This window comes from Deinococcus aquaticus, assembly GCF_028622095.1.
Lineage (GTDB): Bacteria > Deinococcota > Deinococci > Deinococcales > Deinococcaceae > Deinococcus > Deinococcus aquaticus.
In genome coordinates this window covers 1,226,579-1,247,500 of sequence record NZ_CP115165.1, presented here as the reverse complement: position 1 = coordinate 1,247,500, position 20,922 = coordinate 1,226,579, and the positions used below count along the sequence as shown (strand labels likewise).

21 protein-coding genes (1 of these 21 running past the window's edge) are annotated in these 20,922 nt (G+C 70.0%); 13 read left to right on the top strand and 8 right to left on the bottom strand.

Going from position 1 to position 20,922, the window contains the following annotated elements; translation table 11 throughout:
* On the bottom strand, positions 1-1,458 hold the 5' portion of the coding sequence (locus M8445_RS06100) for a menaquinone biosynthesis decarboxylase (protein WP_273990410.1). The gene continues 393 nt to the left of window position 1, outside the view; 1,458 of the gene's 1,851 nt are visible here — the first part of the coding sequence; its start codon is at positions 1,456-1,458; the stop codon falls past the left edge of the window.
* Positions 1,459-1,658: 200 nt separating this feature from the next.
* Here M8445_RS06100 and M8445_RS06095 point away from each other — a divergent pair, with 200 nt between their 5' ends.
* The 6 genes from M8445_RS06095 to M8445_RS06070 all read left to right on the top strand — a co-directional run bounded on the left by M8445_RS06095 (position 1,659) and on the right by M8445_RS06070 (position 7,871).
* Positions 1,659-2,426 (top strand): transporter substrate-binding domain-containing protein, encoded by a 768-nt coding sequence (locus tag M8445_RS06095; RefSeq protein WP_273990409.1) that lies wholly within the window; start codon positions 1,659-1,661, stop codon positions 2,424-2,426.
* A gap of 89 nt (positions 2,427-2,515) precedes the next feature.
* Complete coding sequence (locus M8445_RS06090) at positions 2,516-3,187, top strand: amino acid ABC transporter permease (protein WP_078304792.1); 672 nt, start codon at positions 2,516-2,518, stop codon at positions 3,185-3,187.
* 145 nt (positions 3,188-3,332) lie between these two features.
* Positions 3,333-4,961: a DUF4153 domain-containing protein gene (locus M8445_RS06085; protein ID WP_273990407.1), complete on the top strand. Its 1,629-nt coding sequence runs from the start codon at positions 3,333-3,335 to the stop codon at positions 4,959-4,961.
* Between the two features lie 196 nt (positions 4,962-5,157).
* Positions 5,158-5,631 carry a hypothetical protein gene (locus tag M8445_RS06080; protein ID WP_273990405.1) on the top strand — a complete coding sequence of 158 codons (474 nt, stop codon included), beginning with the start codon at positions 5,158-5,160 and terminating at the stop codon, positions 5,629-5,631.
* A gap of 216 nt (positions 5,632-5,847) precedes the next feature.
* Positions 5,848-7,089: a M24 family metallopeptidase gene (locus M8445_RS06075; protein WP_273990403.1), complete on the top strand. Its 1,242-nt coding sequence runs from the start codon at positions 5,848-5,850 to the stop codon at positions 7,087-7,089.
* A gap of 104 nt (positions 7,090-7,193) precedes the next feature.
* A complete protein-coding gene (locus M8445_RS06070; protein WP_273990402.1) occupies positions 7,194-7,871 on the top strand; it encodes an SDR family oxidoreductase in 678 nt (225 codons plus the stop codon).
* 94 nt (positions 7,872-7,965) lie between these two features.
* On the opposite strand, the gene M8445_RS06065 is transcribed toward M8445_RS06070, so the two are convergent.
* A complete protein-coding gene (locus M8445_RS06065) occupies positions 7,966-8,634 on the bottom strand; it encodes an HAD family hydrolase (RefSeq protein WP_273990401.1) in 669 nt (222 codons plus the stop codon).
* 103 nt (positions 8,635-8,737) lie between these two features.
* Between M8445_RS06065 and M8445_RS06060 the strand changes: the two genes are divergently transcribed.
* The gene (locus M8445_RS06060) at positions 8,738-9,352 is read left to right on the top strand and encodes a DedA family protein (RefSeq protein WP_273990400.1); all 615 of its coding nucleotides are present in this window, start codon (positions 8,738-8,740) and stop codon (positions 9,350-9,352) included.
* 113 nt (positions 9,353-9,465) lie between these two features.
* Here M8445_RS06060 and M8445_RS06055 read toward each other — a convergent pair whose 3' ends face one another.
* Complete coding sequence (locus M8445_RS06055; protein WP_273990399.1) at positions 9,466-11,703, bottom strand: MMPL family transporter; 2,238 nt, start codon at positions 11,701-11,703, stop codon at positions 9,466-9,468.
* Between the two features lie 146 nt (positions 11,704-11,849).
* Here M8445_RS06055 and M8445_RS06050 point away from each other — a divergent pair, with 146 nt between their 5' ends.
* On the top strand, positions 11,850-12,239 hold the full coding sequence (locus M8445_RS06050; RefSeq protein WP_273990397.1) for a helix-turn-helix domain-containing protein: 390 nt from the start codon (positions 11,850-11,852) through the stop codon (positions 12,237-12,239).
* A 77-nt stretch (positions 12,240-12,316) separates the two neighbouring features.
* On the opposite strand, the gene M8445_RS06045 is transcribed toward M8445_RS06050, so the two are convergent.
* Positions 12,317-13,099 carry an APH(3') family aminoglycoside O-phosphotransferase gene (locus M8445_RS06045; RefSeq protein ID WP_273990396.1) on the bottom strand — a complete coding sequence of 261 codons (783 nt, stop codon included), beginning with the start codon at positions 13,097-13,099 and terminating at the stop codon, positions 12,317-12,319.
* Between the two features lie 90 nt (positions 13,100-13,189).
* Here M8445_RS06045 and M8445_RS06040 point away from each other — a divergent pair, with 90 nt between their 5' ends.
* From M8445_RS06040 to M8445_RS06025, 4 genes are all read left to right on the top strand, one after another.
* Positions 13,190-13,882, top strand: coding sequence for a YqhA family protein (locus M8445_RS06040; protein ID WP_273990394.1), 693 nt, complete (start codon positions 13,190-13,192; stop codon positions 13,880-13,882).
* Positions 13,883-13,958: 76 nt separating this feature from the next.
* Positions 13,959-14,870 carry a hypothetical protein gene (locus M8445_RS06035; protein WP_273990393.1) on the top strand — a complete coding sequence of 304 codons (912 nt, stop codon included), beginning with the start codon at positions 13,959-13,961 and terminating at the stop codon, positions 14,868-14,870.
* Positions 14,867-15,232, top strand: a complete 366-nt coding sequence (locus M8445_RS06030) for a hypothetical protein (protein ID WP_273990391.1) — start codon at positions 14,867-14,869, stop codon at positions 15,230-15,232. Before M8445_RS06035 ends, M8445_RS06030 begins: the two co-directional genes overlap by 4 nt.
* Before the next feature lie 110 nt (positions 15,233-15,342).
* Complete coding sequence (locus M8445_RS06025; protein WP_273990390.1) at positions 15,343-16,032, top strand: CDP-alcohol phosphatidyltransferase family protein; 690 nt, start codon at positions 15,343-15,345, stop codon at positions 16,030-16,032.
* Here M8445_RS06025 and M8445_RS06020 read toward each other — a convergent pair.
* The 4 genes from M8445_RS06020 to M8445_RS06005 form a co-directional block, all read right to left on the bottom strand.
* The gene (locus tag M8445_RS06020) at positions 16,011-16,688 is read right to left on the bottom strand and encodes a DUF2270 domain-containing protein (RefSeq protein ID WP_273990389.1); all 678 of its coding nucleotides are present in this window, start codon (positions 16,686-16,688) and stop codon (positions 16,011-16,013) included. The two genes, M8445_RS06025 and M8445_RS06020, sit on opposite strands and share 22 nt — an antisense overlap.
* 37 nt (positions 16,689-16,725) lie before the next feature.
* Positions 16,726-17,370 carry an MBL fold metallo-hydrolase gene (locus tag M8445_RS06015; RefSeq protein WP_273990388.1) on the bottom strand — a complete coding sequence of 215 codons (645 nt, stop codon included), beginning with the start codon at positions 17,368-17,370 and terminating at the stop codon, positions 16,726-16,728.
* Positions 17,371-17,421: 51 nt separating this feature from the next.
* Entirely contained in the window at positions 17,422-18,357 is a 936-nt protein-coding gene (locus M8445_RS06010; RefSeq protein ID WP_273990850.1) for a DNA polymerase III, read from the bottom strand.
* 77 nt (positions 18,358-18,434) lie between these two features.
* Positions 18,435-19,196 carry a metallophosphoesterase family protein gene (locus M8445_RS06005; RefSeq protein WP_273990848.1) on the bottom strand — a complete coding sequence of 254 codons (762 nt, stop codon included), beginning with the start codon at positions 19,194-19,196 and terminating at the stop codon, positions 18,435-18,437.
* 169 nt (positions 19,197-19,365) lie between these two features.
* Between M8445_RS06005 and lpdA the strand changes: the two genes are divergently transcribed.
* A complete protein-coding gene (lpdA, locus tag M8445_RS06000) occupies positions 19,366-20,769 on the top strand; it encodes a dihydrolipoyl dehydrogenase (protein ID WP_273990386.1) in 1,404 nt (467 codons plus the stop codon).
* Positions 20,770-20,922 lie beyond the last annotated feature (153 nt).

Here is a 20,922-nt window from a genome sequence, read left to right as displayed (position 1 = left end):
GTCGTGGGGCCCCTCACCCCGGGCCTCTCCCCAGGGAGAGGGAGACAGCACGTCCCCGGCCTGATCGGGGCGGCTGCTGGCGGCGCTGCCTGTCTCCTCGGGCCGTTTGGTGGTGGCGTCGATGATGAGTTTGCCGCCGTAGCCCCAGCCTCTGCTGCTGTGGTCGAGCACGTCGATGGGGCCGCGCGTGGTGAGGGTGTCGCGGCCCGGCACGGCCTTGCGCGTGACCTCGCGCCACACGGCCTCAAAGTCGGTGACGGTCACGTCCTCGTCGAGAACGACAATGACCTTGGCGAACATCATCTGGCCCAGGCCGAACAGGCCGTTGGCGACCTTGTACGCCTGCCCCGGATAGCTCTTCTTGATACTCACGAACACGAGGTTGTGCGCGACTCCGGCGGGCGGCATGTGGTAATCCACGATCTCCGGGATGATCAGTTGCGCGGCCGGCAGGAACAGCCGCTCGGACGCCTCGATCAGGTACGCGTCCTCCATGGGGGGGCGGCCCACGATGGTCGCCGGGTAGACCGGCTGCTCGCGCATGGTGACGGCCGTGACGTGGAAGCGCGGGTACAGGTCCGGCAGCGTGTAGAAGCCCGTGTGGTCCCCGAACGGTCCCTCGACCACCCAGTCCTCGGCGGGGTCCACGTAGCCTTCGAGGATGAACTCGGCGTTGGCGGGCACGTCCAGATCCACCGTGACGCCCTTTGCGACGGGGTAGCGCTGGCCGCGCAGGTAGCCGGCCAGGGCGAACTCGTCCAGGCCCGGCACGGGTGGCAGGGGCGCGGTGGCGGCGTAGATCAGGGCCGGGTCGCCGCCGATGGCGACCGCGACCTCCAGCCGCTGGCCCAGCCGCTTGGCTTTCTCCAGGTGTTTCGTGCCGGTCTTGTGCCGCTGCCAGTGCATGCCTGTGGTGTTTTTGCTCATGACCTGCACGCGGTACATGCCCATGTTGCGCTCGCCGGTTTCGGGGTCCTTGGTGATGACGAGCGGCAACGTGACGAAGGGGCCGCCGTCCAGCGGCCAGCATTTGAGGACCGGGATCTTCGAGAGGTCCACCTCGTCGCCGCGCCACACGACCTGCTGCACGGGGGCGTTCCGCACGCGGCGCGGCGGGAGGTTCATGGCGTCGCGCAGCTTGGTGACGTTGCTCAGCAGCCCGAGTTTGCTGCCGCCGCCGGACAGGTCGATCAGGTTGCGGACCTTGGCGGCGAGGTCGTCGAGGTCACCCACGCCCAGGGCGAGCGCCACGCGTTCCTTGGTGCCCAGCAGGCCGATCACGACCGGGTAGGCGCTGCCCAGCACGTTCTCGAACAGCAGCGCGGGGCCGCCCTGTTTGACCATGCGGTCGGCGATCTGGGTGATTTCCAGTTCCCGGCTGACCGGGGTCGTGATGCGGATCAGTTCGCCGCGCTGTTCGAGGAGGCGCATGAAGCTCTGAATGTCCGGGAAGGCCATGCGCCGAGTGTAGTAGGAGGGGGCCGGGTCAACCGTACCCGTGCTTGCGGGCCTGACGGCCGCGTGAGAGGACGCTCAGGAAGGACAGCCCGCAGTGTGCAAGCCGGATCGCAATCAAAGTTGATGTATTTTGTACACTAATGACTTCCGGGCGGGGACCAGCAGGTCTCCCCCACCCGCCCCACCCAAGGAGTCCCACCATGAACACCCTGACCCGCACCACCCTGGCGCTCGCCGCCTCACTGACCGTCACCGCCAGCGCCGCCACCCCCACCACCCTGCAAAAAGGCGTGCTGAAAATCGGCATGGAAGGCACCTACGCGCCCTTCACCTACCGCGACGCGAAAGGCAACCTGACCGGCTTCGACGTGGACATCGCCAAAGCCGTGGCCGCCAAGATGGGCCTGAAAGCCGAGTTCGTCCTGACTGAATGGAGCGGCATCCTCGCCGGCCTGCAGGCCAACAAGTACGACGTGATCGTCAATCAGGTCGGCATCAACCCCGAACGCGAGAAGACCATCGGATTCAGCCGACCCTACGCTTACTCCAGCCCGCAGATCATCGTGAAGAAGACTGGCAGCTTCGCACCCAAAACCCTGGCCGACCTGAAAGGCAAGCGCGTGGGCGTGGGCCTGGGCAGCAACTACGAGAAGGGCCTGCGTGACGCGGGCGGCATCAACATCGTCACGTACCCCGGCGCGCCCGAGTACCTCGCGGACCTCGCCACGGGCCGCCTGGACGCCGCGTACAACGACCGCCTGCTCGTCGGGTACCTGATCAAATCCCAGAACCTCCCGGTACGCGGCGCGGGCGTCATCGGTGACGCGCAACCCGTGGGCATCGCCATGAAGAAAAGCAACACCAGCCTCAAAGCAGCTGTGGACCGGGCCCTGCTGCAGATCAAGGCAGACGGCACCTACACCAAGATCAGCCGCCAGTGGTTCGGGCAGGACGTCAGCAAACCCTGAACGTCACCGCGCCTCAGGAGTGGGCTACGAGATGAGAGGATATTCCTCAGGGCTCGTAGCCCACCCCTCATTCCCCGCCCGGAGAACCCATGAACACTGAACAGCTGCAACTTGTCCTCCAGAGCGCCTGGACGTCCCTGCCGACCCTGCTGGGCGCGCTGCCCGTCACGCTGGGATTCGCGCTGGCCGCCATGCTGCTGGGCCTGCCGCTGGGCTTCCTGGTGGCGCTGGCGCGGCTGTCCCGGCTGGGCTGGGTGCGGGGCCTGAGCAGCCTGTACGTGTCGTTCATCCGTGGCACGCCGCTGCTGGTGCAGATTTTCGTCATCTACTACGGGCTGCCCAGCCTGGGCATCACGCTGAACCCCATCGCGGGCGGCGTGATCGCCCTGACCCTGAACGCCGCCGCGTACCTCAGCGAGACCATCCGCGCCGCCATCCTGAGCATCCCCAGGGGCCAGCGGGAGGCCGCGACCAGCCTGGGCCTGAACGCCGGGCAGACCATGCGGCTGATCGTGCTACCGCAGGCCGCGCGGGTGGCGCTGCCCAGCATGAGTAACACCCTGATCGGGCTGGTGAAGGACACCTCGCTGGTCAGCGTGATCACGGTCGTGGAACTGCTGCGCAGCGCGCAACTGGTGATCGCGCGGACCTTCGAGCCGTTCGGGCCGTACCTCGCGGCGGCGCTGATCTACTGGGCGGTCAGCAGCCTGCTGGAAGTCGTGCAGCGCGTCCTGGAACGCCGCTTCTCGCGCGGCAGCTGAACAGACCGTACCGCCCCTTTCCCCGCCCGGACCTCACGCCGGGCGGGGCGCTTCTGTGCGGCGCACCCCGTCTGGCCGACACACACCTTTCGGTTCACTGCTTTCGGTGGACGCCTTCCGGGCGGCCCGTGGGTACGGTGCGGGCATGACTTCAGACGAGTCCGGCCCCGCGCTGCCCGGCCCCACAGCTCTGGACGCCCAGATCCCGGCGGACGCGGCCCCGGACGCCCCGTCCCCGGTCCTGACCGCCACGCCCCTGCTGCTGGCGCTGGGCCTGGGCGCCGCCGCGCACCTGCTCACGCACGGCACGCCCGGACTGGGCCTGAACCTGAGTGTCTGGCTGGTCCTGCTGACCGGCGCGGTCCTGTGGACGCTGCGCCACCGGGGCGAGCGACCCGACCGGGCAGCAATGACGCTGCTGCTGACCGCCGTGGCGTTCGGCCTGAGCTTCACGCTACGGGCGCCCACCCCGCAACTGGGCGTGCTGGGCGCCCTGGCACTGCTGACCTCGCTGGCTCTGGGCCTGTCATTCATACGCCGTGACGGATCGGGCTTCGCCGGACTGCGTCGCGCCGGGCCCGCGCACCTGCTGGGCGCACTGCTGAGCGCCGGCCTGCGGCTGGCCTACGGACCGCTGACGCTGCTGGCCCGCTTTCCCTGGGAGCGGCTGCGCCCACCGGCCCGGCAGGGACCACCGGGCCGCGCGGGCCGGATCGCGCTGGGCCTGGCCCTGACCGTGCCGGTCCTGCTGGTGTTCGGGGCGCTGCTGGCGGGCGCGGACGCCCGGTTCGCACAGCTGGGCACCGCGCCTCTGCGCTGGAACCTGAAGCTGGACGGGGCGTTCTCGTGGACGGTCACGCTGCTGGTGTGGTGCGCCCTGGCCGGCGGGCTGCTGTACCCGGCGCTGCTGGCCGCCCGCCCGTCCCTTCTGCGCATCCCGGCTCCTGCCGCGCGTCTGGGCCTGACCGAGACGGGCCTGCCGCTCGCGGCGCTGGCCGCGCTGTTCGTGACCTTCGCCGCCCTGCAACTCCCGGCGCTGCTGGGCGGCAGCCTGCCCGACGGGGAGACGTACGCCTCGTTCATCCGGCGGGGCTTCACGGAACTGATGACCGTGGCGTTCCTGACGGCCGGCGTGCTGCTCGGCGCGCACAGCCTGAGCGCCCCGGGCACGCGGACCTCTGTGGGCTTCCGGGCGTTGACGGCCGCGGTGCTGCTGCCACTGGCCGTGATCCTGGCCAGCGCCGCGCAACGCTGGACGCTGTACACGCAGGCGTACGGCCTGAGCGAGACGCGGGTGCTGGGGGCCGCGTTCCTGACGTGGATCACCCTGACCCTGGCGTGGCTGGCATGGCGACTGTGGCGCGGCGACACCGACCGGTTCGCGTTCCCGGCCCTGCTGGGCGGCCTGCTGACCCTGCTGACCCTCACGGCCCTGAATCCAGCCGCGCTGATTGCCCGCGTGAACATTCACCGGCACCTGTCGGGCGTCACGAACGACCTGCGCCTCACGCCGCAGCGGGTCAGCGCGGCGGAACTGGCGCAGCTGGGCGCGGGCGCCGTGCCGGACCTCGTGCGGCACGTGGACGCCCTGACCCTCCCGGCCTGCGGTCCCGGCACGGCGCCCGGCTGCACGCAGCGGCAGGACCTGATCAACCTCCTGCGCGCCGGGTACGGCCGCACACCCGACTGGCGCAGCTGGAATCTCGCGCAGGCGCGGGCGTTCGCGGCCGTGCAGAGCCTGCCGCCCGCCACACCGGACAGCAGCAGCCGCTGACCCGCACCCCACCCCGCACCTGCCGATCATGCCTGACGCTCACCTGACTGCCCGCGATCATGGGCCGCTCACGGGGGGCCGCGTACCCTGAGTTCACCAGCAGGAACAGCGTCCCAGACGGCGTTCCGACCCGGTGAACCTTCAGCCGCCACGCCCCCGTTCCCCCGCCCCCGCGCACCCACCCAGGAGACCCGCCATGACCGCACGCACCCAGCCCACCTGCACCCTGGCCGCCCACGCCCCCCGCTCCTCCCGCCCCGCCGCGCTGCTGGCCGCGCTGAGTCTCGCCGGGCTACTCGTTCCGCAAAGCGCGCAGGCGGCGCCCGCCGACTTCGTGGGCACCTGGGTGAACAGCAACGTCGCCACCAGCGGCATCACCCGCGTGAACGTGACCCGCAGCGGCAACGGCCCACTGACCGTGCAGGTGTTCGGCCGCTGCCACCCCAACGACTGCGACTGGGGCAGCGCCCCGGTCCTCACGTACGGCGCCAGCGTCAGCGACACCAACCACCTGACCGCCACCGCCGTATACGCCAAGGGCTTCTCGAACACCACGCTGGTCATGACCTTCACGCGCGGCCGGCTGGACGTGCAGGCCCTGACGCAGTTCACGGACGGCAGCGGCCGCCAGAACTACGCCTCGCGCGACGCGTTCACCCGCTACCGCTGACGCGGGGCGAGCACCCGCGGTCAGGTGGGCGAACCCCCCACCGCCCGACCCTCGCCCCTGCCGACCCTCCCGCCTTGCGATCCTGCCAGCCGTCAATCCTGATAGCCGCGCCGCCCCTCCTGTTCCCGGAAGGGCGGCGCGTTCCTGCGCGGCGGGTGCGTGGGCTGTCCGTCCTGGCCGACAGGCCCACGCGGCCCCCGCGTTAGGCTGGGCGGCATGACCTCACCGATCACGCGCATGCAGCAGGCCCTCGCCGCGACCAGCCTGGACGGCTGGCTGGTGTACGACTTCCAGGGTCTGAACCCGCACGCCCGCACCGTGCTGAACCTCCCCAGTGGGGCGTTCCTGACCCGGCGATTTTTCGTGTGGGTGCCGCGCAGCGGGCAGGCCGTGGTGCTGCATAACCACATCGAGGGCGGCACCTGGGGTGAGATCACCCGCCACTGGAACGCCGAGCGCCGCGCCTTCGGGTCGCACGGACAGTTGGATGCCGCGCTGCGCGAGGTCGTGCAGGGCCGCACCCTAGCGATGGAGTACAGCGCGGGCGGCGCGGTCCCGTACGTGAGCCGCGTGGACGCCGGGACGGTCGAGCGCGTGCGGGCGGCCGGGGCTGCCGGGATTCACAGCAGCGCGGACCTGCTTCAGTCATTCCTGGCCTGGAGTGCCGACGATCTGGCCGCGCACGAGCGGGCCGTGGCCGTACTGATGACCGCCAAGGACGATGCCTTCCGCCTGATTCACGAGCGCCTGCGGGCCGGGCAGCCGGTCACGGAACTGGACGCGCAGGCCGTGATCATGCGGCAGATCGCGGCGGCCGGCATGAGCGCCGGGCACCCCGTGAACGTGAGTTTCGGCGTGAACGCCGCCGACAGCCACTACGAACCCAGCCCGGAACGGCACGCCACCCTGAAAGAAGGCGAGTGCGTACTGATCGACCTGTGGGCGCAGGAACCGGGCCGCCCCTTCGCGGACGTCACCTGGGTCGGGTTCGCCGGGACGCCCACGCCCGAGTACCTGGGCGCCTGGGACGCCGTGGCGGCCGCCCGTGACGCCGCGCTGCGCACCCTTCAGGACGGGTACGCAGCGCGCGGCTGGGGAGAGTTGCAGGGCTGGATGGCAGACCGAGCCGCCCGCGACGCCATGGGCCCGGAGTGGGAAGCGTTCTTCCTGCACCGCACCGGGCACGACCTGGGAGTCAGTATTCACGGGGCGGGCGCGAACCTCGACGATTACGAAACGCACGACACCCGCACCCTGACGCCCGGACTGGCCGTGACCATCGAGCCCGGCACGTACCCGGCCGCGCGGGGCTTCGGGATCCGCAGCGAGATCGACGTGTACCTCGACCCGCACGCCGGGCCGCGCGTGACCACCCACACGCAACGCGCGCCGTTCATCCTGGGGGAGGGCGACTGGGCGCAGGTCCGGGCAACCGGGTACGGCGAACCCCGCCTCTGAAACGCCGCGTGAGGAGTGAGAGGTCCTTGACCTTCCGCTAAGCAACCCGCCCGCCGGGAAGGCCGCGTGACCCGGGATCTCCGATCACCCGTTACCCTGGGGTCATGGCGAACCTCAGCTCCTCCACCATCATGCTTACAGGAGCGGGCGGCGCACTGGCGACCGCCATTGCTCAGGAACTCGACGATGCCGGCGCGCAGATCGTCCTGGTCGGACGCGGCGAGAGCCTGGAACGCGCCGCCGACCGGTTTCCCGCCACCGAGGTCCTCGACCTGGACCTGACCGACCCGGCCAGCATCGACCGGCTGCGCAAGGTGAAGGTCGACACGCTGATTCACACGGTCGGCGCGTTCAGCACCCAGGAAGCGCAGAAGGCCACCCCGGACGACCTGCGCCACCTGTTCGACACGAACATGACCAGCCTCTTTCACGCCGTGCAGGGCGTCCTGCCGCACATGGTCAAGCAGAAGGACGGCATCGTGATGGGCGTCAGCGCCGGGCAGGCCGCGCGCCTCAGTGGCCCCAGGGCGGCGCTGTACACGGCCAGCAAGGCCGCCGTCGCCGCGTACATCCTGAGCCTGCACGACGAACTCAAGGGCCGGGGCGTGCGCGGCTGCGTGCTGTACCCCATGGGCGCCATCGACACGCCCAGCAACCGCGAAGCGGGCCTCAGCTGGGAATCCATGATTGACCCACGCGGCCTCGCCAAGAGCGTCGCGCATACCCTCAGCCGCCCCGACCGGGCGCACATCACGGAAATCAAGGTCTACCCGGACGTGTAAGCCGGGCAGTGGACCATGGGACATGGAGAGCAGGGCGCCAGAGACGGCCCCTCCTCTCCATTTTCTATTTGCTGCCCCTGATGCCTGCGCCCGCTTACTGGGTCGTGGTCTGCGCGGCGGCCAGCAGGGCCTCCAGACCGCCCTCGAACCCGTCCAGTCTGGCCCAGGTGGGCGGGAAGGGCTGGGTGGCCGTCACCTCGTTCGGCACGACCACCACGCGCATGCCGGCAGCCACGGCGGCGGTCGCGCCGTTCAGGCTGTCCTCGACCGCCACGCATGCCGACGGGTGCAGGCCCAGTTGCCGGGCGGCCAGCAGGTACAGTTCCGGGTCGGGTTTCACGCGGGCCACGTCGTCGCGGGTGGCGAGCGTCTCGAACGCGTCCAGCAGGGCGTGTTCGCTGAGCCAGCGGGTCACCCAGGCGCGGTCGCTGCTGGTCGCCAGGGCGAGGCGCAGTCCGGCGGGCCGCACGGCGTTCAGCACGTCGCGCACGCCGGGACGCAGGTCGGCGGCCTGAATGTCGGCGTGAATGGCGTCCCGCAGGATCGCCTGCGTGACCTCCCGGTCGCGCTGCACCGTTTCGGGCAGCCCGGCCCACGGGTCGAAGGCGTCCCAGGTGCCGATGCCGCGCTGCCATTCCGAGAGCGGCAGTTCCCGGTCGTGCTGGCGGTACAGCGCCTGCCAGCGGCGGAACTCGTGCGTTTCGGTGTCCAGGATGGTGCCGTCGAAATCGAAGATCACAGCCTGAATCGGAAGAAAAGACATGCGCTCAGTCTAGGGCCGCCCCGGCCGCCACCCACCCCCCTTCAGGTTATGACGAACTTTAGGAGGAGGCGCGTCCCGGCCCTGGCCCGCTAGTCTGGGCAGCATGGCCGAGTGGGTACAGGGACTGATGGACAGCATGGGATACGTGGGCATCCTGCTGCTGATGGTGCTGGAAAACGTGTTCCCACCCATTCCCAGCGAGCTGATCATGCCGTCGGCGGGCTTCGCGGCGTCCCGGGGGGATCTGAACCTGATCATGGTGATCCTGATGGGCACGCTGGGCAGCGTGATCGGTACCCTGCCGCTGTACTACGTGGGGCGCGCGTTCGGTGAGGACCGCCTGATCGCCTGGGCGGATAAGCACGGCAAGTGGCTGACCCTGAGCGGCAAGGACATCAAGAAAGCCGACGACTGGTTCGACCGGCACGGGTCCAAGGCGGTGCTGTTCGGGCGGATGGTGCCCGGCATTCGCAGCCTGCTGAGCCTCCCGGCCGGCATGAGCGAGATGCCCATGCCCAAGTTCCTGCTGTTCAGCGCGATCGGGTCGGGCCTGTGGGCGACCCTGCTGGCCGGGGCGGGCTACCTGCTGGGCGAGCATTACGACCGGGTCGAGCAGTACGTGGGCCCGGCCAGCAAGATCATCCTAGGGGTGCTGGCCGTCGCGGCGGTCGCGTGGTTCATCCGCCGCAAGCGAGAGCAGGAGCACGCGCAGACGTAAACGGCGAGGGGTGAGTAGAGGGGCGACCGCATGCGCAGGTCGCCCCTTCCTCTGTTGCTGTTGCTGTTGCTGTTGCTGTTGCTGTTCCCACTTCCCACGTCCTCCTGCCCCGTTCAGTGTTCGAGGCGGATGTGCGGTAGTCGCCGGTCGAGCCACGCGGGCAGCCACCAGTTCCACTTTCCGGCGAGTTTCAGGAAGGCGGGCACCAGGATCAGGCGCACCAGCGTGGCGTCCAGGGCGACGGCGACGGCGAGGCCCAGGCCGATGCTCTTGCTGGCGACCACGCGGCCGAAGATGAACGCGGTGAAGACGATGAACATGATGATGGCGGCGCTGGTGATGATGCGCGCGGTGTGCCCGACGGCCAGCACGATGGCCTCGTCGTTGTCGCCGCTGCGCAGGTACTCCTCCTGCACGCGGGAGAGCAGGAAGATCTCGTAGTCCATGCTCAGGCCGAACATGACGGCGAACAGCAGGACCGGCAGGCTGGAATCCAGGACGCCCACGTCGGCGGGAATGCCGAGCGGCGCGGCCAGAATGCCGTGCTGCACGATCAGCGTGACGATGCCGGTGGCGGCCCCGACGGTCAGGGCGTTCATGAGGATGCTTTTCAGGGGGATCAGCAGGCTGCGGAAGGCAACCATCAGCAGCAGGAACGTGCCGGCGAACACGGCCAGGACGACGGTGGGCAGCGAGTCCGTGATGGCGCGGCTGAATTCCTCGCCGCCGATGGGGGCGCCGCCCAGCAGGTACGTGTACCCGCTGGCGTTCAGGGTACGGCGCAGCTGCGTCTCGAAGGCGGGAATGTCGGCGGCGCGCAGGGTGTCTTCCGGGATGACGGTGACGCGCAGCAGGGCGCGGTCGGCGCTGAACGAGCGGGAGGTCAGGGCGCTCAGCGCGGCCAGCTGCCCGGCACTGCCTCCCTCGCCGCTGCCCCCGCCCACGCTGCCGGCGAGGTCGGCGGGCGTCAGGAAGGGGCTGAGCACGCCGCGCACGCCGGGCAGGGCGCGCAGGTCCGTGACGGTCTGCTGGAAACGGGCGCGGTCGGTGGGACCGTAGCGGTGGCCGGGGTCCAGGATGACCTCGAACTGGCTGAGCAGCCCGCCGGCCCCCAGGTCGCGCACGTCCTGCAGGGCGTCGCGGCTTTCCACGCCGGGCGTGAGACCCCACGCGCCCGCGTACCCGGTGCGCAGCGTCAGGACCGGGGAGGCCAGCAGCAGCAGCAGCGCGGTGCTGGCGGTCACGGCCAGCCAGGGGCGGGCGGTCACGCGCCGCGCGAACGCCGTCCAGCCGGCCGAGGCGGCGCCACTCTGCGCCCAGGTGAACCTGAGGATGCGAGGGCTGTTCACGCGCTCGCCCAGCAGGGCCAGCAGGGCGGGCAACACGGTCAGGCTGGCCAGCACGGTCAGCAGGACCGCCAGCACCCCGCCGATGCCGATAGAGCGGACGAAGGCGATGGGCGGCAGGATCAGGCCGGCCATGGCGATGGCGACGGTCAGGCCGCTGAAGGCAACGCTGCGCCCGGCGGTCTGCACGGTGCGGTCGGCGGCGAGGCGCGCGTCCGGGGTGCGTTTCAGTTCCTCGCGGAAGCGGTTGACGGTCAGCAAGGCGTAATCGATGCCGGCCCCCAGGCCCAGCATGGTGATCACGCTCTGCGCGAAGGTGCTGACGGGCATCAGGTGCGTCAGGCCGTACAGGGCGGCCATGGCGACGCTGATGCTGAGCATACCCACGATCAGCGGCAGGCCGGTCGCGACGAGCGCGCCGAACACGACCAGCAGCAGCAGCGCGATCAGGGGCAGCGCGGTGAATTCGCTGCGTTTGGTGTCGCTCTCGGCAAAGTGCGTGAAGTCGTCCGCGATGGCCTGACCGCCGGTCACGCGGATGTTCAGGGCGGGCGTCTGGGCGCGGGCGGTGTAAGCGCGCACGAGGCGCAGGGTGTCGCTGGCGCCGTCCAGCAGCGGAATCTGGGCGAGGGTGAGGGCCAGGGTGCCGTCCTCGGCGCGGGTGCGGTACGGGCCGCTGTCCTGCGGGGGCGTGACGCGCGTGACACCCGGCACCTTCTCCAGTCCGTTCAGGAACGCCTGATAGGCGGCGTCGCCCTGCGGGGTGCCCAGCGGGGGGGTGCTGCGGGTGACGATGACGACCGTGTTGGTGTCGCGTTCGCCGAAGCGGTCGCGCAGCAGGTCGGTCACGCGGGTCGCTTCGGACTGTGTGAGCCCACCGGCCGGGTCGGCGTTCAGGGCGGCGGGCGCGCGCGCGGCGAAGGGAATGCTGAGCGCGGCGGCCAGCAGCCACACGATCAGCACGGCCCAGGGGTGGTGGGAGACGAGTCGGCCGAGGGTCCGCATGAAGCCGAGTAGATCACGCGCGGGCCGGGCAGACCGGAGGCAGGGCGACCAAGTGCAACTGGCATCAACTGACAGCATCTTGCAGCACCTGTTGATATAAGGTATCAGATAGCGCAATATGGCATCACCTGAGAGGAGGTGCCGGTATGAATGAGACGACGACCCCCACGGACGAGGTCCTGACCCTGGAGGAACTGGCCGCCTACCTGAAGGTCAGCGAGACCACCGCCTACACCCTGGTGCGGGGCGGTGAGATCCCGGGCCGCAAGGTCGGCCGGGAGTGGCGTTTCCTGAAAGCCCGCGTGACCCACTGGCTGATGCAGGCCGGAACGGAGGAAGGCATGGAGAAAACCGGATTCGTGCAGCGCGACGACTTGGGCGGGGAATTCAAGCAGGAAGGCGGCCAGGAGTACGTGGCCCTCTGGCTCCCCATTACCCGCGAGGAGAAGGCTGCCCAGATCGAGAAGGCCACCCGCGAAGGCGTGAACGTCAGCGAACTCGTCGCCGACTACCTGCGCACCTGGGCGAAGGCGTAAGGGTAGAGAGCGGGAAGTGGTGAGTGGACGGTGGAACCCCCACCCCGCTCACCACTTTCTGCTTCCTACTGTCCGTTTCAGAACAGTTCGTCGTGCAGGCGGTAGTACGCGAGTTTCGTGTCGTCCAGGAGGGCGCGGCCGTACAGGTCGAGGAACTGAGTGGCGTAGCGTTCACCCAGTTCGCTGCGCACACTGCGGTGCGCGAGGGCGAGGTCGGCGTGACGGTCAGCAATGCCGAGGCGGCCCACGTCGATCAGGGCCCCGACGAACTCCCCGTTCAGGATGAAGTTGTCCAGGGTGGCGTCCCCGTGCGCCACCACCAGGTCCTCCTGGGCGGGGCGGGTGCGGGCCAGTTCGTTGAACACGCTGACGGCGCTGCGCCCGGCGCGGTCCCCGTCGAAGTCGGTCTGGTCGATCAGTCCGGCCTGCACGCGCTCGCGGGCCAGGGGCAGGGTCACGTCCAGCGTCTGCCGGAACGGGCAGTCCCGGATGGGCAGGGCGTGCAGTTCCCGCAGCGCGCGGGCCAGCAGGGTCACGATCCGCTCCGGGTGCAGCAGCGCGTCCGGGTGGCTCATGGGAATGCCGGGCACGCGGGTCATGGCCAGGAACTCCTGCCCGTCCTCGACCTCGAACGCCACGACCTGCGGCGCGGGGAGGCGTCCATGCAGCCAGCGCAGCCGCTCGCGTTCCTGTTGCAGGCTGACCGCGTGGGGCGCGCGGGCCTGCACCTTCACCACGAAGCGCGTCGAGCGCCACACCTGCGCGCCGCTCTGGCCGCCGGACACGCGCTCCCAACGGGCGGCGGGCAGCACGCGTTTCAGGGCGTCGGGCAGGGTGGGGCGGTCGGGGGTGTCGGTCACGCCGGGCAGTCTGGCAGCGGCGCGGACCTTCAGGCAAGTGTGAAGTGCACCCGCGCCCGCCCCCCACCACCCCGGAGGGATCATGAAGGCGTGACTCCTTCCCCCTCCCCTTCCAGGTCCCCGGCCGAGCAGCCGTCCAAACGCGAGTGGTTCAGCGAGGTGATCGGCCGCACGCGGTTCGTGGTACTGATCGCGGTGATCGCTGTGCTGCTGGTGTCGTTCAGTCTGTTCCTTCAGGGGACGCTGCTGGCGCTGCACACCATCTACGGCTCGTGGCACGACACGTTCACGCAGGGCATCGCCAGTCAGCAGGGCAGCATCGCCGTGGAATTCCTGGAGATCGTCAGCACCATGCTCAAGGCCGTGGTGTTCTACCTGATCGGCGTGGGCCTGTACTCGCTGTTCATCACGCCCCTGAACCTGACCTCGGCGCTGGGCGTGGAAAGCCTCGCGGACCTGGAGCAGAAGGTCGTGTCGGTGATCATCGTGATTCTGGGTGTCACGTTCCTGGAGCATTTCGTGCGCTGGGAGAAACCGCTGGACACCCTGTACTTCGCGGGGTCGCTGGCCCTGGCGGGGGGCGCGCTGGTGTTCTTCCAGCGGGTGCACCGGGGTAGCGGCGGTGACCTTCAGCAGCCGCAGGCCAAACTGCGCGCCCGCCAGGACCTGTTCGAGCACGACAACGAGCAGCGCCGCATCAACGACCACGACGTGGAACTGGCCGAGCAGGCCACCCTGGCCAAGCAGTCCGGCAAGGTGGACGCTGGGGGCGGCAGCGGCTGACCCACCCCCCCCGGCCCGCCCCCGATGGTGACCGACCCGGCCACGCACCCGGCCCGGCGCGCGTACACTGTTCAGAATGAGGGTTGGTCTGCTTGAATCCCGCGCCGCGAGGCTCCCCACGTACTGGTCGGCGTACCTGAAAGAACTGGGCGCCGAGGTCGTCACACCCACCCTGGATGAAGCCGAGTGCCTGGCGCTGGGGCGTGAAAGCCTGCCGGGCGAACCGCCCCAGGTGCAACTCGTTCTGGGCCGCATCCTGGCACTGGGCCGGGTCGATCTGGTCCTGCTGCCCCAGTGGGCCGCCGTCAGCGGCGACGCCTGGAGTGAGGCGCTGCCTGAACTGCTGGCCCGCCGCATCAGCGGTCTGCCCGCGCTGCTGGGCGTGCCCGACAGCCCCGACCTGATGGAAGGAGCGGCCGCCGAGGTGGGTATGCGCGTCTCGCAGAGTGCCGGGCGGGTGCGGCTGGCAATCGAGAAGGTCCGGCCACTGGGCAGTTACGCCCGCGCCGAGATGCCGCCCCTGAGCCGGGCGTCGCGCGAGACGGTCGCGGTCCTGGGGCCGCGCGCCCTGCTGGCCGAGGACGTGCTGGCCGGCGCGCTGCGTCCCGCGCTGGATGAACTGGGCCTGTACCCGGTGTTCAGTCATGAACTGGCGGTACTGGACGTCCTGAACCGCGCCGGGCGCATCGAGCAGCCGGAGCGGGCCGCGCCGGGCGACCTGGAACTGTTCGGGGCGCTGTCCCTGCTGAGCGGCAAGGCCGCCGTGCGCGGCTTCGTGTTCGTGGTCCCGGCCCGTGACGGCAGCGCCGCCGCCGCCGCCCGGAAGGTCGCGGCGCGCCTGCACAAGCCGTTCGTGCTGCTGACCGTGGACGCCGGGCAGACTGAATTCCCGGAACTGGACACCCTGCGTGAGACGCTCAGCGCCCCCGCCGGCGCGCGGGCCAGGAGCGCCGCGCCCCAGGACGCCGCTGCCGAGGGTGAAGCGTGAAGCTGTGGCGCTGGCTGACCACCCCGGACCCCAATCCGGGCTTCACGCGGGCCAAGCTGCTGAAACTGCTCGTGCGGGTCATGCTGTTCTCGGTGGTGGCGACCCTGCTGAGCAGCCTGCTGCAACTCACGCCGGTCGGGCAGTACCTGAACACCTGGTGGGGCAGCCTGATCTTCGTGCTGATCCTGTACGTGCCCATGGCGCGTTTCCTGACCATTGACACCTTCACGCCCCGCCGCCTGCAGACCCCGGCCGGGCGCAGCACTGGCACGACCAGCGCCGCCAGCGCGCAGCGGCGCAAGGAACGCAACCGCTACGCCGGGGTTCGCAAGAGCGCACCCAAGTACGGGGGCCGCCGGTAGACAGGGGGCTCGCCCAGACGAGAAAACAACGCCCGGCGCGTGAGTGGGCCGGCGAAAGCCTGTTCCGCCCCGCCGCGCAGCTGCTGGTCAGTCCGCTGGCCCGCCTGAACGTGGACCCGGCGCACGTGGTGCTGCTGCACACGGCGATGGGTCTGTACGCCGCGCTGCTGATCAGCCGGGGCGAACGCCTACGCCCCGCGCTACTGCTTCAGGTCAAGACCGTACTGGACGGCCTGGACGGGCAACTGGCCCGCGCGACCGGCCGCACCACCGAAACCGGCCGCTACCTGGATACCGAGATGGACCTGGTGGTGGACCTGGCACTGAACGTGGCGATCAGCGGCGCGGCGGGCGTGCCGGCCACGCTGCTGCAGAGCCTGATCCTGACCGTGGATTACCTGTGGGAACGCGAGTTCCGCGAGGCGCGCGGCGAGGTCTTCCGCGATCCACCCGCGCAGGCCGGGGACAACCCGCAGGTGCTTGCGGCCCTGAAACGGGTGTACGCGCTGTACTTCACGCCGCAGGAACGGGCGTTGCAGACGCTGTTCACGCGCAGGCTGGCCCGCCTGACCGGCGGGGCGCCCACCCCGGCCGACCGGGTGGCGTACACCCCGCGGGTCAGCAATGTCGTCACGGCGAACCTGGGGCTCGCCACGCAGCTGCTGTGGCTGGGCGCCTGCGTGCTGGCCGGACGGCCCCGCCTGTACACCCGCAGCCTGCCCGTGCAGGCGCTACTGCTGGCCGGCGTGCAACTGTGGCGTGAGGATCAGGTGCGCCGTCAGCCTTCTTCCAGGGGGTAGGTGCGGGCGGCGCGGGCGGCCAGCCAGATCAGGTACCCGTAGAACACGCCCACCGCCAGGAACACCAGCCAGCCGGGAAAACTGCCGATGTCGGCCAGCGAGAACGCCTCCGGGAATTCCAGGATCCAGCCCTTGGGCTGATCGAGGTCCAGTTTCGCCAGCCACGCCACCAGCACCGCCGTGTAGATCCACAGGTAATTGCGGTTCAGTCGCCAGCCGAGCGCGTCGTCGCGGGTCATGGGGCTGCGCGGTTTGCTCAGTTCGGCCAGCAGCAGCTGGTGCCAGCCGGGGTCAACCTTGTCGCCCAGCATGGCCGGGTAGAAGAACCGTTCCATGATCCGCACGCGGTGGTGCGCGATCTCGAAAGTCCGGAAGCGCCGGGCTTCGAGGCGCAGGAAGAAGTAATTCATGAACATGGCGAACAGGAACGTCGCGTGACTGTTCGTGGCGTCGCCGAGCGCGAAGGACGCCAGACCGGCGGTCGTGACGACCGACCAGTTGGTGGTCATGTCCAGCCGCTGCCGGTAGGCGGTCATCTTGCCGACCTCGGCGCGGTACAGGTGAATCAGGGCGTTGGCGGTGTTCGTGCTGTAACTCACGTCCGTCAGGCCCGTACCGGCCGCCGCGCCGGGACCGCCGCCCACGCCGGGATTCACGCGGCTCCCCGCGCCGCACACGCCACGGAGGGCCGCCTCACTGGAGGAACGGGTTGCTGCGCCGCTCGTGCCCGACCGTGGTGCACGGGCCGTGGCCGGGGTACACGGCGGTGTCGTCGGGGAGGGTCAGCAGCTGGGCGCGGATGCCTGAAAGCAGTTGCGGGTGGTTCCCGCCGGGCAGGTCGGTGCGGCCGATGCCGCCCTGGAACAGGGTGTCCCCGGCGATGACCACGCCCGGCGCGCGGAACACCACGTGCCCCGGCGCGTGCCCCGGCAGGTGGTGCGCGCTGAGGGTCAGGTCACCCGCCGTGAAGGTCTGCCCGTCCGTGATGTCGTGATCGGGCGCGGCGGGCTGCGTGAACGGAAGGTTCCAGCGAGCGGCACTCTGCGCGCCCAGGGCGTACAGGTCCCGGTCGTCCGGGTGCAGCCACACCGGCACACCCAACTGCTCGCGCAGGGGCTGCACCGCGCCGATGTGATCGAAGTGCGCGTGCGTCAGCAGGATGCCGGTCACGGTCACGCCACTCCCGGCGATCAGGGTGGCGATGCGGCCTGCGTCGTCGCCCGGATCGATCAGGAAGCCCTGCCCCTGCTGGCCTGCGATCAGCACGGTGTTCTCCTGGATGGGACCGGTGGGCAGCGACCACACGCGAAGCGGGCCGTGCGTGAAGGGGGCACTCATGCCCTGAAGTCTAGCGCCCCCGCCGCCCGCACCTTCAAGTCGGTGTTCGGGTCAGGCGTGCCCGAGGGCGTCCCGGAGTGCCAGCGCGAACACCTGAAAGCTGAGGCTGGGGCTGGCGTACGCCTCCAGCCCCTCCTGCAGGGCGGTCAGGGCCGTGTCGGCGCGGGCGCGCTGGTGGGGGGGCAGGGTGCGCCACACGAAGCGCAGCGCTTCCGGATGCCAGCCGGGATCGAAGCGTTTCTCGAGCGCCTCGGCGGCCTGCAACGCGGCGAGCAGGCCGTCACCCAGGGCGTCGGTGAGGTCGCGGGCGTCGCTCAGGGCGGCTCCAACCTTCTGCGGGTCGTCCAGCACCCCGGCCCGCCCGGCGGCGAAGGCCACCAGTTCCGGGTCCGGGGTGTGCCCGGCGCGGCCCAGGGCGCTTTCCACGGCTCGGTCCGTGGCGGGCGTGACGCTCAGGCGGGCGCTGCGGCTCACGATGGTCGGCAGGACCGAACGCAGGTCCTCGGCCAGGAACACGAACAGCGCGCGGTGCGGGGGTTCCTCGACCAGTTTCAGCAGGGCGTTCGCGGCTTCCGGGCCCAGGTACTCGGCCCCGCTGACGATCACCACGCGCCGCGCGAAGGTGGGCCTGACCTCCAGGAATTCGAAGACGTGCGTTTCGTACTCGCGGGTCTTGTCGCGCCCCGATAGGACCGCGCCGATGGGAATCAGTTTGCGCCGGGCGGCCTTGCCGGTCGTGGTGGTGGCGCGCGGCTCGACCAGCAGCACGTCCGGGTGCCCCCCGGCGGCCAGGGCGCGGCACGAGTGGCACGCGCCGCACGCCTCGCCGTACATGCCTTTCGGGCCGGTGCAGTTGTGCTGCGCGGCGACCGCCCAGGCCACGGCCAGTTTGCCCACGCGGGCCGGGCCGGTCAGCAGCAGGGCGTTCCCACCGAACGCGCCGGTCTGTTCCAGCAGCGGGCCGTGCAGGTCGGCGGCGCCCGCCACCTGGGAACTGATGGTCTGGTTACTGGTGGCCTGGGCACTGGCGGTCTGGGAGCCAGCCGCCTGGGAGGTGGGGGCCTTCACTTGCCGATGGCGAGGCGCGCGGCGAGCACCTGCGGCAGCCCGGCCTCCAGCGCCGCCTCCTGGGCACGCTCGATGTCGTACGGCACACGGAAGACCTCGAAGTGCGCGCGGACCGTGTCGAACACCGCGTAACTGGCCTGCGGGTTCCCGTCGCGCGGCTGGCCGACACTGCCGGGGTTCAGGATCACGCGGGTGCTGGGCGGCACCATGTAACTGCCGCCGTCCGCGAACTGTTGCGCCTTGATCCAGTCGCCGACCGGGGAGTTCAGGGTGGCGTACACGGCCGGAATGTGCGTGTGCCCCACGAACCCCAGACGGCCCTGCCACTGCGCGAAGGCCTCGCGGGCGGCCGGGACGGAATCAGTGTAGTCGTCGAGGCTCACGGGCGTGCCGTGACGGTAGCGGGCGCCCACGTCCGGGTCGTCGATCCCGTCGCGCCACAGGCGCACCCAGGCCACGTCCCGTTCGGACAGGCGCGCCAGTTGCCACATCAGGGCCATAGATACGATCGAGTCCTTCGTTTCGCGGCGGCCATCGGCGTACTGAAGCAGCATGTCGTCGTGGTTGCCCAGCACGCACACGGCGTCCAGTTCGCGCAGCGCGTCAAGCACCTCGCGCGGGTGCGGGCCGTAGCCCAGCGCGTCGCCAAGGTGGATGACCTGATCGTAGCGGCGTTTGGCGGCGTCGTTCAGGACCGCCTGAAGGGCGGTGTGGTTGGCGTGAATGTCAGACAGCAGCAGGAGCCGCACGCCGCAGATAATACAGCGCCCGGCCGCGCTGGAAGGTGTGCCGCGCCGGCCCCCACCGGGCGCGTCCGGCGGCCCCCCGCCCGGCCGCCGAATTGACCAGCGGGAATTGTGAATGGCCCGCGTCCAGCTATGCGGGCAGGTCAGTGACGGCTCACGGGGGCCGCGTTAGACTGACCGCATGACGAAATCCTATGACTACGACGTGCTCGTGATCGGTGCGGGTCCCGGCGGGTACCACGCCGCCATCCGCGCCGCGCAGCTGGGCCTGAAGGTCGCCTGCGCCGAACGCGACACGGTGGGCGGCGTGTGCCTGAACGTGGGCTGCATTCCCACCAAGGCCCTGCTGCACGCCGGTGAGCAGATCGCCGCCGCGCGGCACGCCGCCGACTTCGGCCTGACCTTCGGTGAGCAGAAGCTGGACATCGCCAAACTGAACGGCTGGAAGGACGGCATCGTCAAGAAACTCACGGGCGGCGTGGGCAGCCTGTTCAAGGCGAACAAGGTCACGCACCTGATCGGGCAGGCCAGCTTCATCGACGAGCACACCGTACAGGTCGGCGATAAGACGTACACGGCCGCGAACTTCATCATCGCGACCGGCAGCGAGCCCGCCAAGCTGCCGGGCCTGGACGTGGATCAGGAGAGAATCGTGGACTCCACGGGCGCGCTGGTCATGCCGGACCCGGTGCCCGCGCGGATGCTGTGCATCGGCGGCGGCGTGATCGGCTTCGAGTTCGCGCACGTGTACAACAACATGGGCAGCCACGTGAAGATCATCGAGTTCCTGCCGAACGTGATTCCGGGCGCCGACGCCGACGCCGTCAAGGAATTCACGAAGATCATGAAGAAGCAGGGCATCGAGATCGCCGTGCAGACCAAGGCCAACCGCGCCGAGAAGAAAGCCGACGGCATTCACGTGGAACTGGAAGACGTGAAGACCGGCGCGAAAACCACCGAGGTCTTCGACCGGGTGCTGGTGGCCGTGGGCCGCCGCCCCCGCACGGACGGCCTGAACGCCCAGGCGGCCGGCGTGAACGTCACGGAGCGTGGGTTCATTCCCGCCGACACCCGCCAGCGCAGCAACGTGCCGCACATCTACGTGGTGGGCGACGTGGCCAGCAACCCCATGCTGGCGCACAAGGCCATGAAGGAGGGTCTGGTGGCCGCCGAGGTCATTGCCGGGAAGCCCGCCGAGCAGGACGCCGTCGCCATTCCCGGCGTGGTGTACACCAGCCCGGAACTCGCCTGGGTGGGCCTGACCGAGCAGGAAGCGAAGGACAAGGGCTATGACGTGAAGACCGGCGTGTTCCCCCTGAGCGCCTCGGGGCGCGCCATGACACTGCAGGCCACGGACGGCTTCGTGAAGATGGTCGTCGAGAAGGACACGGACCTGCTGCTGGGCGTGCACATCGTCGGCCCGCACGCCAGCGACCTGCTCGGCGAGGCCAGCCTGGCCCTGGAAATGGCCGCCACGGCCAGCGACATCGCCCTGACCATCCACGCGCACCCCACCCTGGGTGAGAGCGTACTGGAGGCCGCCGAGGCCGTGCACAAGCAGGCGATTCACATCATGAACCGCTGAGGACAGTGCCTCGGGGCAGGTGACGACAGGGCAGGTGGCTTCCGGACGGACCGGGGGCCACCTGCCTTCTGTGCCCGGCGGCTGTTTCCTGCGTGCCGGCTCCCTGCGTCAAATGTGCGTGCAGGGTCCGGGGACGTTCGCTACTGTGAACGT

Bases quoted from the DNA above. Each gene is read 5' to 3' on its own strand.
- M8445_RS06095 (WP_273990409.1), top strand. From the start codon at position 1,659: ATGAACACCCTGACCCGCACCACCCTGGCGCTCGCCGCCTCACTGACC.
- M8445_RS06090 (WP_078304792.1), top strand. From the start codon at position 2,516: ATGAACACTGAACAGCTGCAACTTGTCCTCCAGAGCGCCTGGACGTCC.
- M8445_RS06085 (WP_273990407.1), top strand. From the start codon at position 3,333: ATGACTTCAGACGAGTCCGGCCCCGCGCTGCCCGGCCCCACAGCTCTG.
- M8445_RS06080 (WP_273990405.1), top strand. From the start codon at position 5,158: ATGACCGCACGCACCCAGCCCACCTGCACCCTGGCCGCCCACGCCCCC.
- M8445_RS06075 (WP_273990403.1), top strand. From the start codon at position 5,848: ATGACCTCACCGATCACGCGCATGCAGCAGGCCCTCGCCGCGACCAGC.
- M8445_RS06070 (WP_273990402.1), top strand. From the start codon at position 7,194: ATGGCGAACCTCAGCTCCTCCACCATCATGCTTACAGGAGCGGGCGGC.
- M8445_RS06065 (WP_273990401.1), bottom strand. From the start codon at position 8,634: ATGTCTTTTCTTCCGATTCAGGCTGTGATCTTCGATTTCGACGGCACC.
- M8445_RS06060 (WP_273990400.1), top strand. From the start codon at position 8,738: ATGGCCGAGTGGGTACAGGGACTGATGGACAGCATGGGATACGTGGGC.
- M8445_RS06055 (WP_273990399.1), bottom strand. From the start codon at position 11,703: ATGCGGACCCTCGGCCGACTCGTCTCCCACCACCCCTGGGCCGTGCTG.
- M8445_RS06050 (WP_273990397.1), top strand. From the start codon at position 11,850: ATGAATGAGACGACGACCCCCACGGACGAGGTCCTGACCCTGGAGGAA.
- M8445_RS06035 (WP_273990393.1), top strand. From the start codon at position 13,959: ATGAGGGTTGGTCTGCTTGAATCCCGCGCCGCGAGGCTCCCCACGTAC.
- M8445_RS06015 (WP_273990388.1), bottom strand. From the start codon at position 17,370: ATGAGTGCCCCCTTCACGCACGGCCCGCTTCGCGTGTGGTCGCTGCCC.
- lpdA (WP_273990386.1), top strand. From the start codon at position 19,366: ATGACGAAATCCTATGACTACGACGTGCTCGTGATCGGTGCGGGTCCC.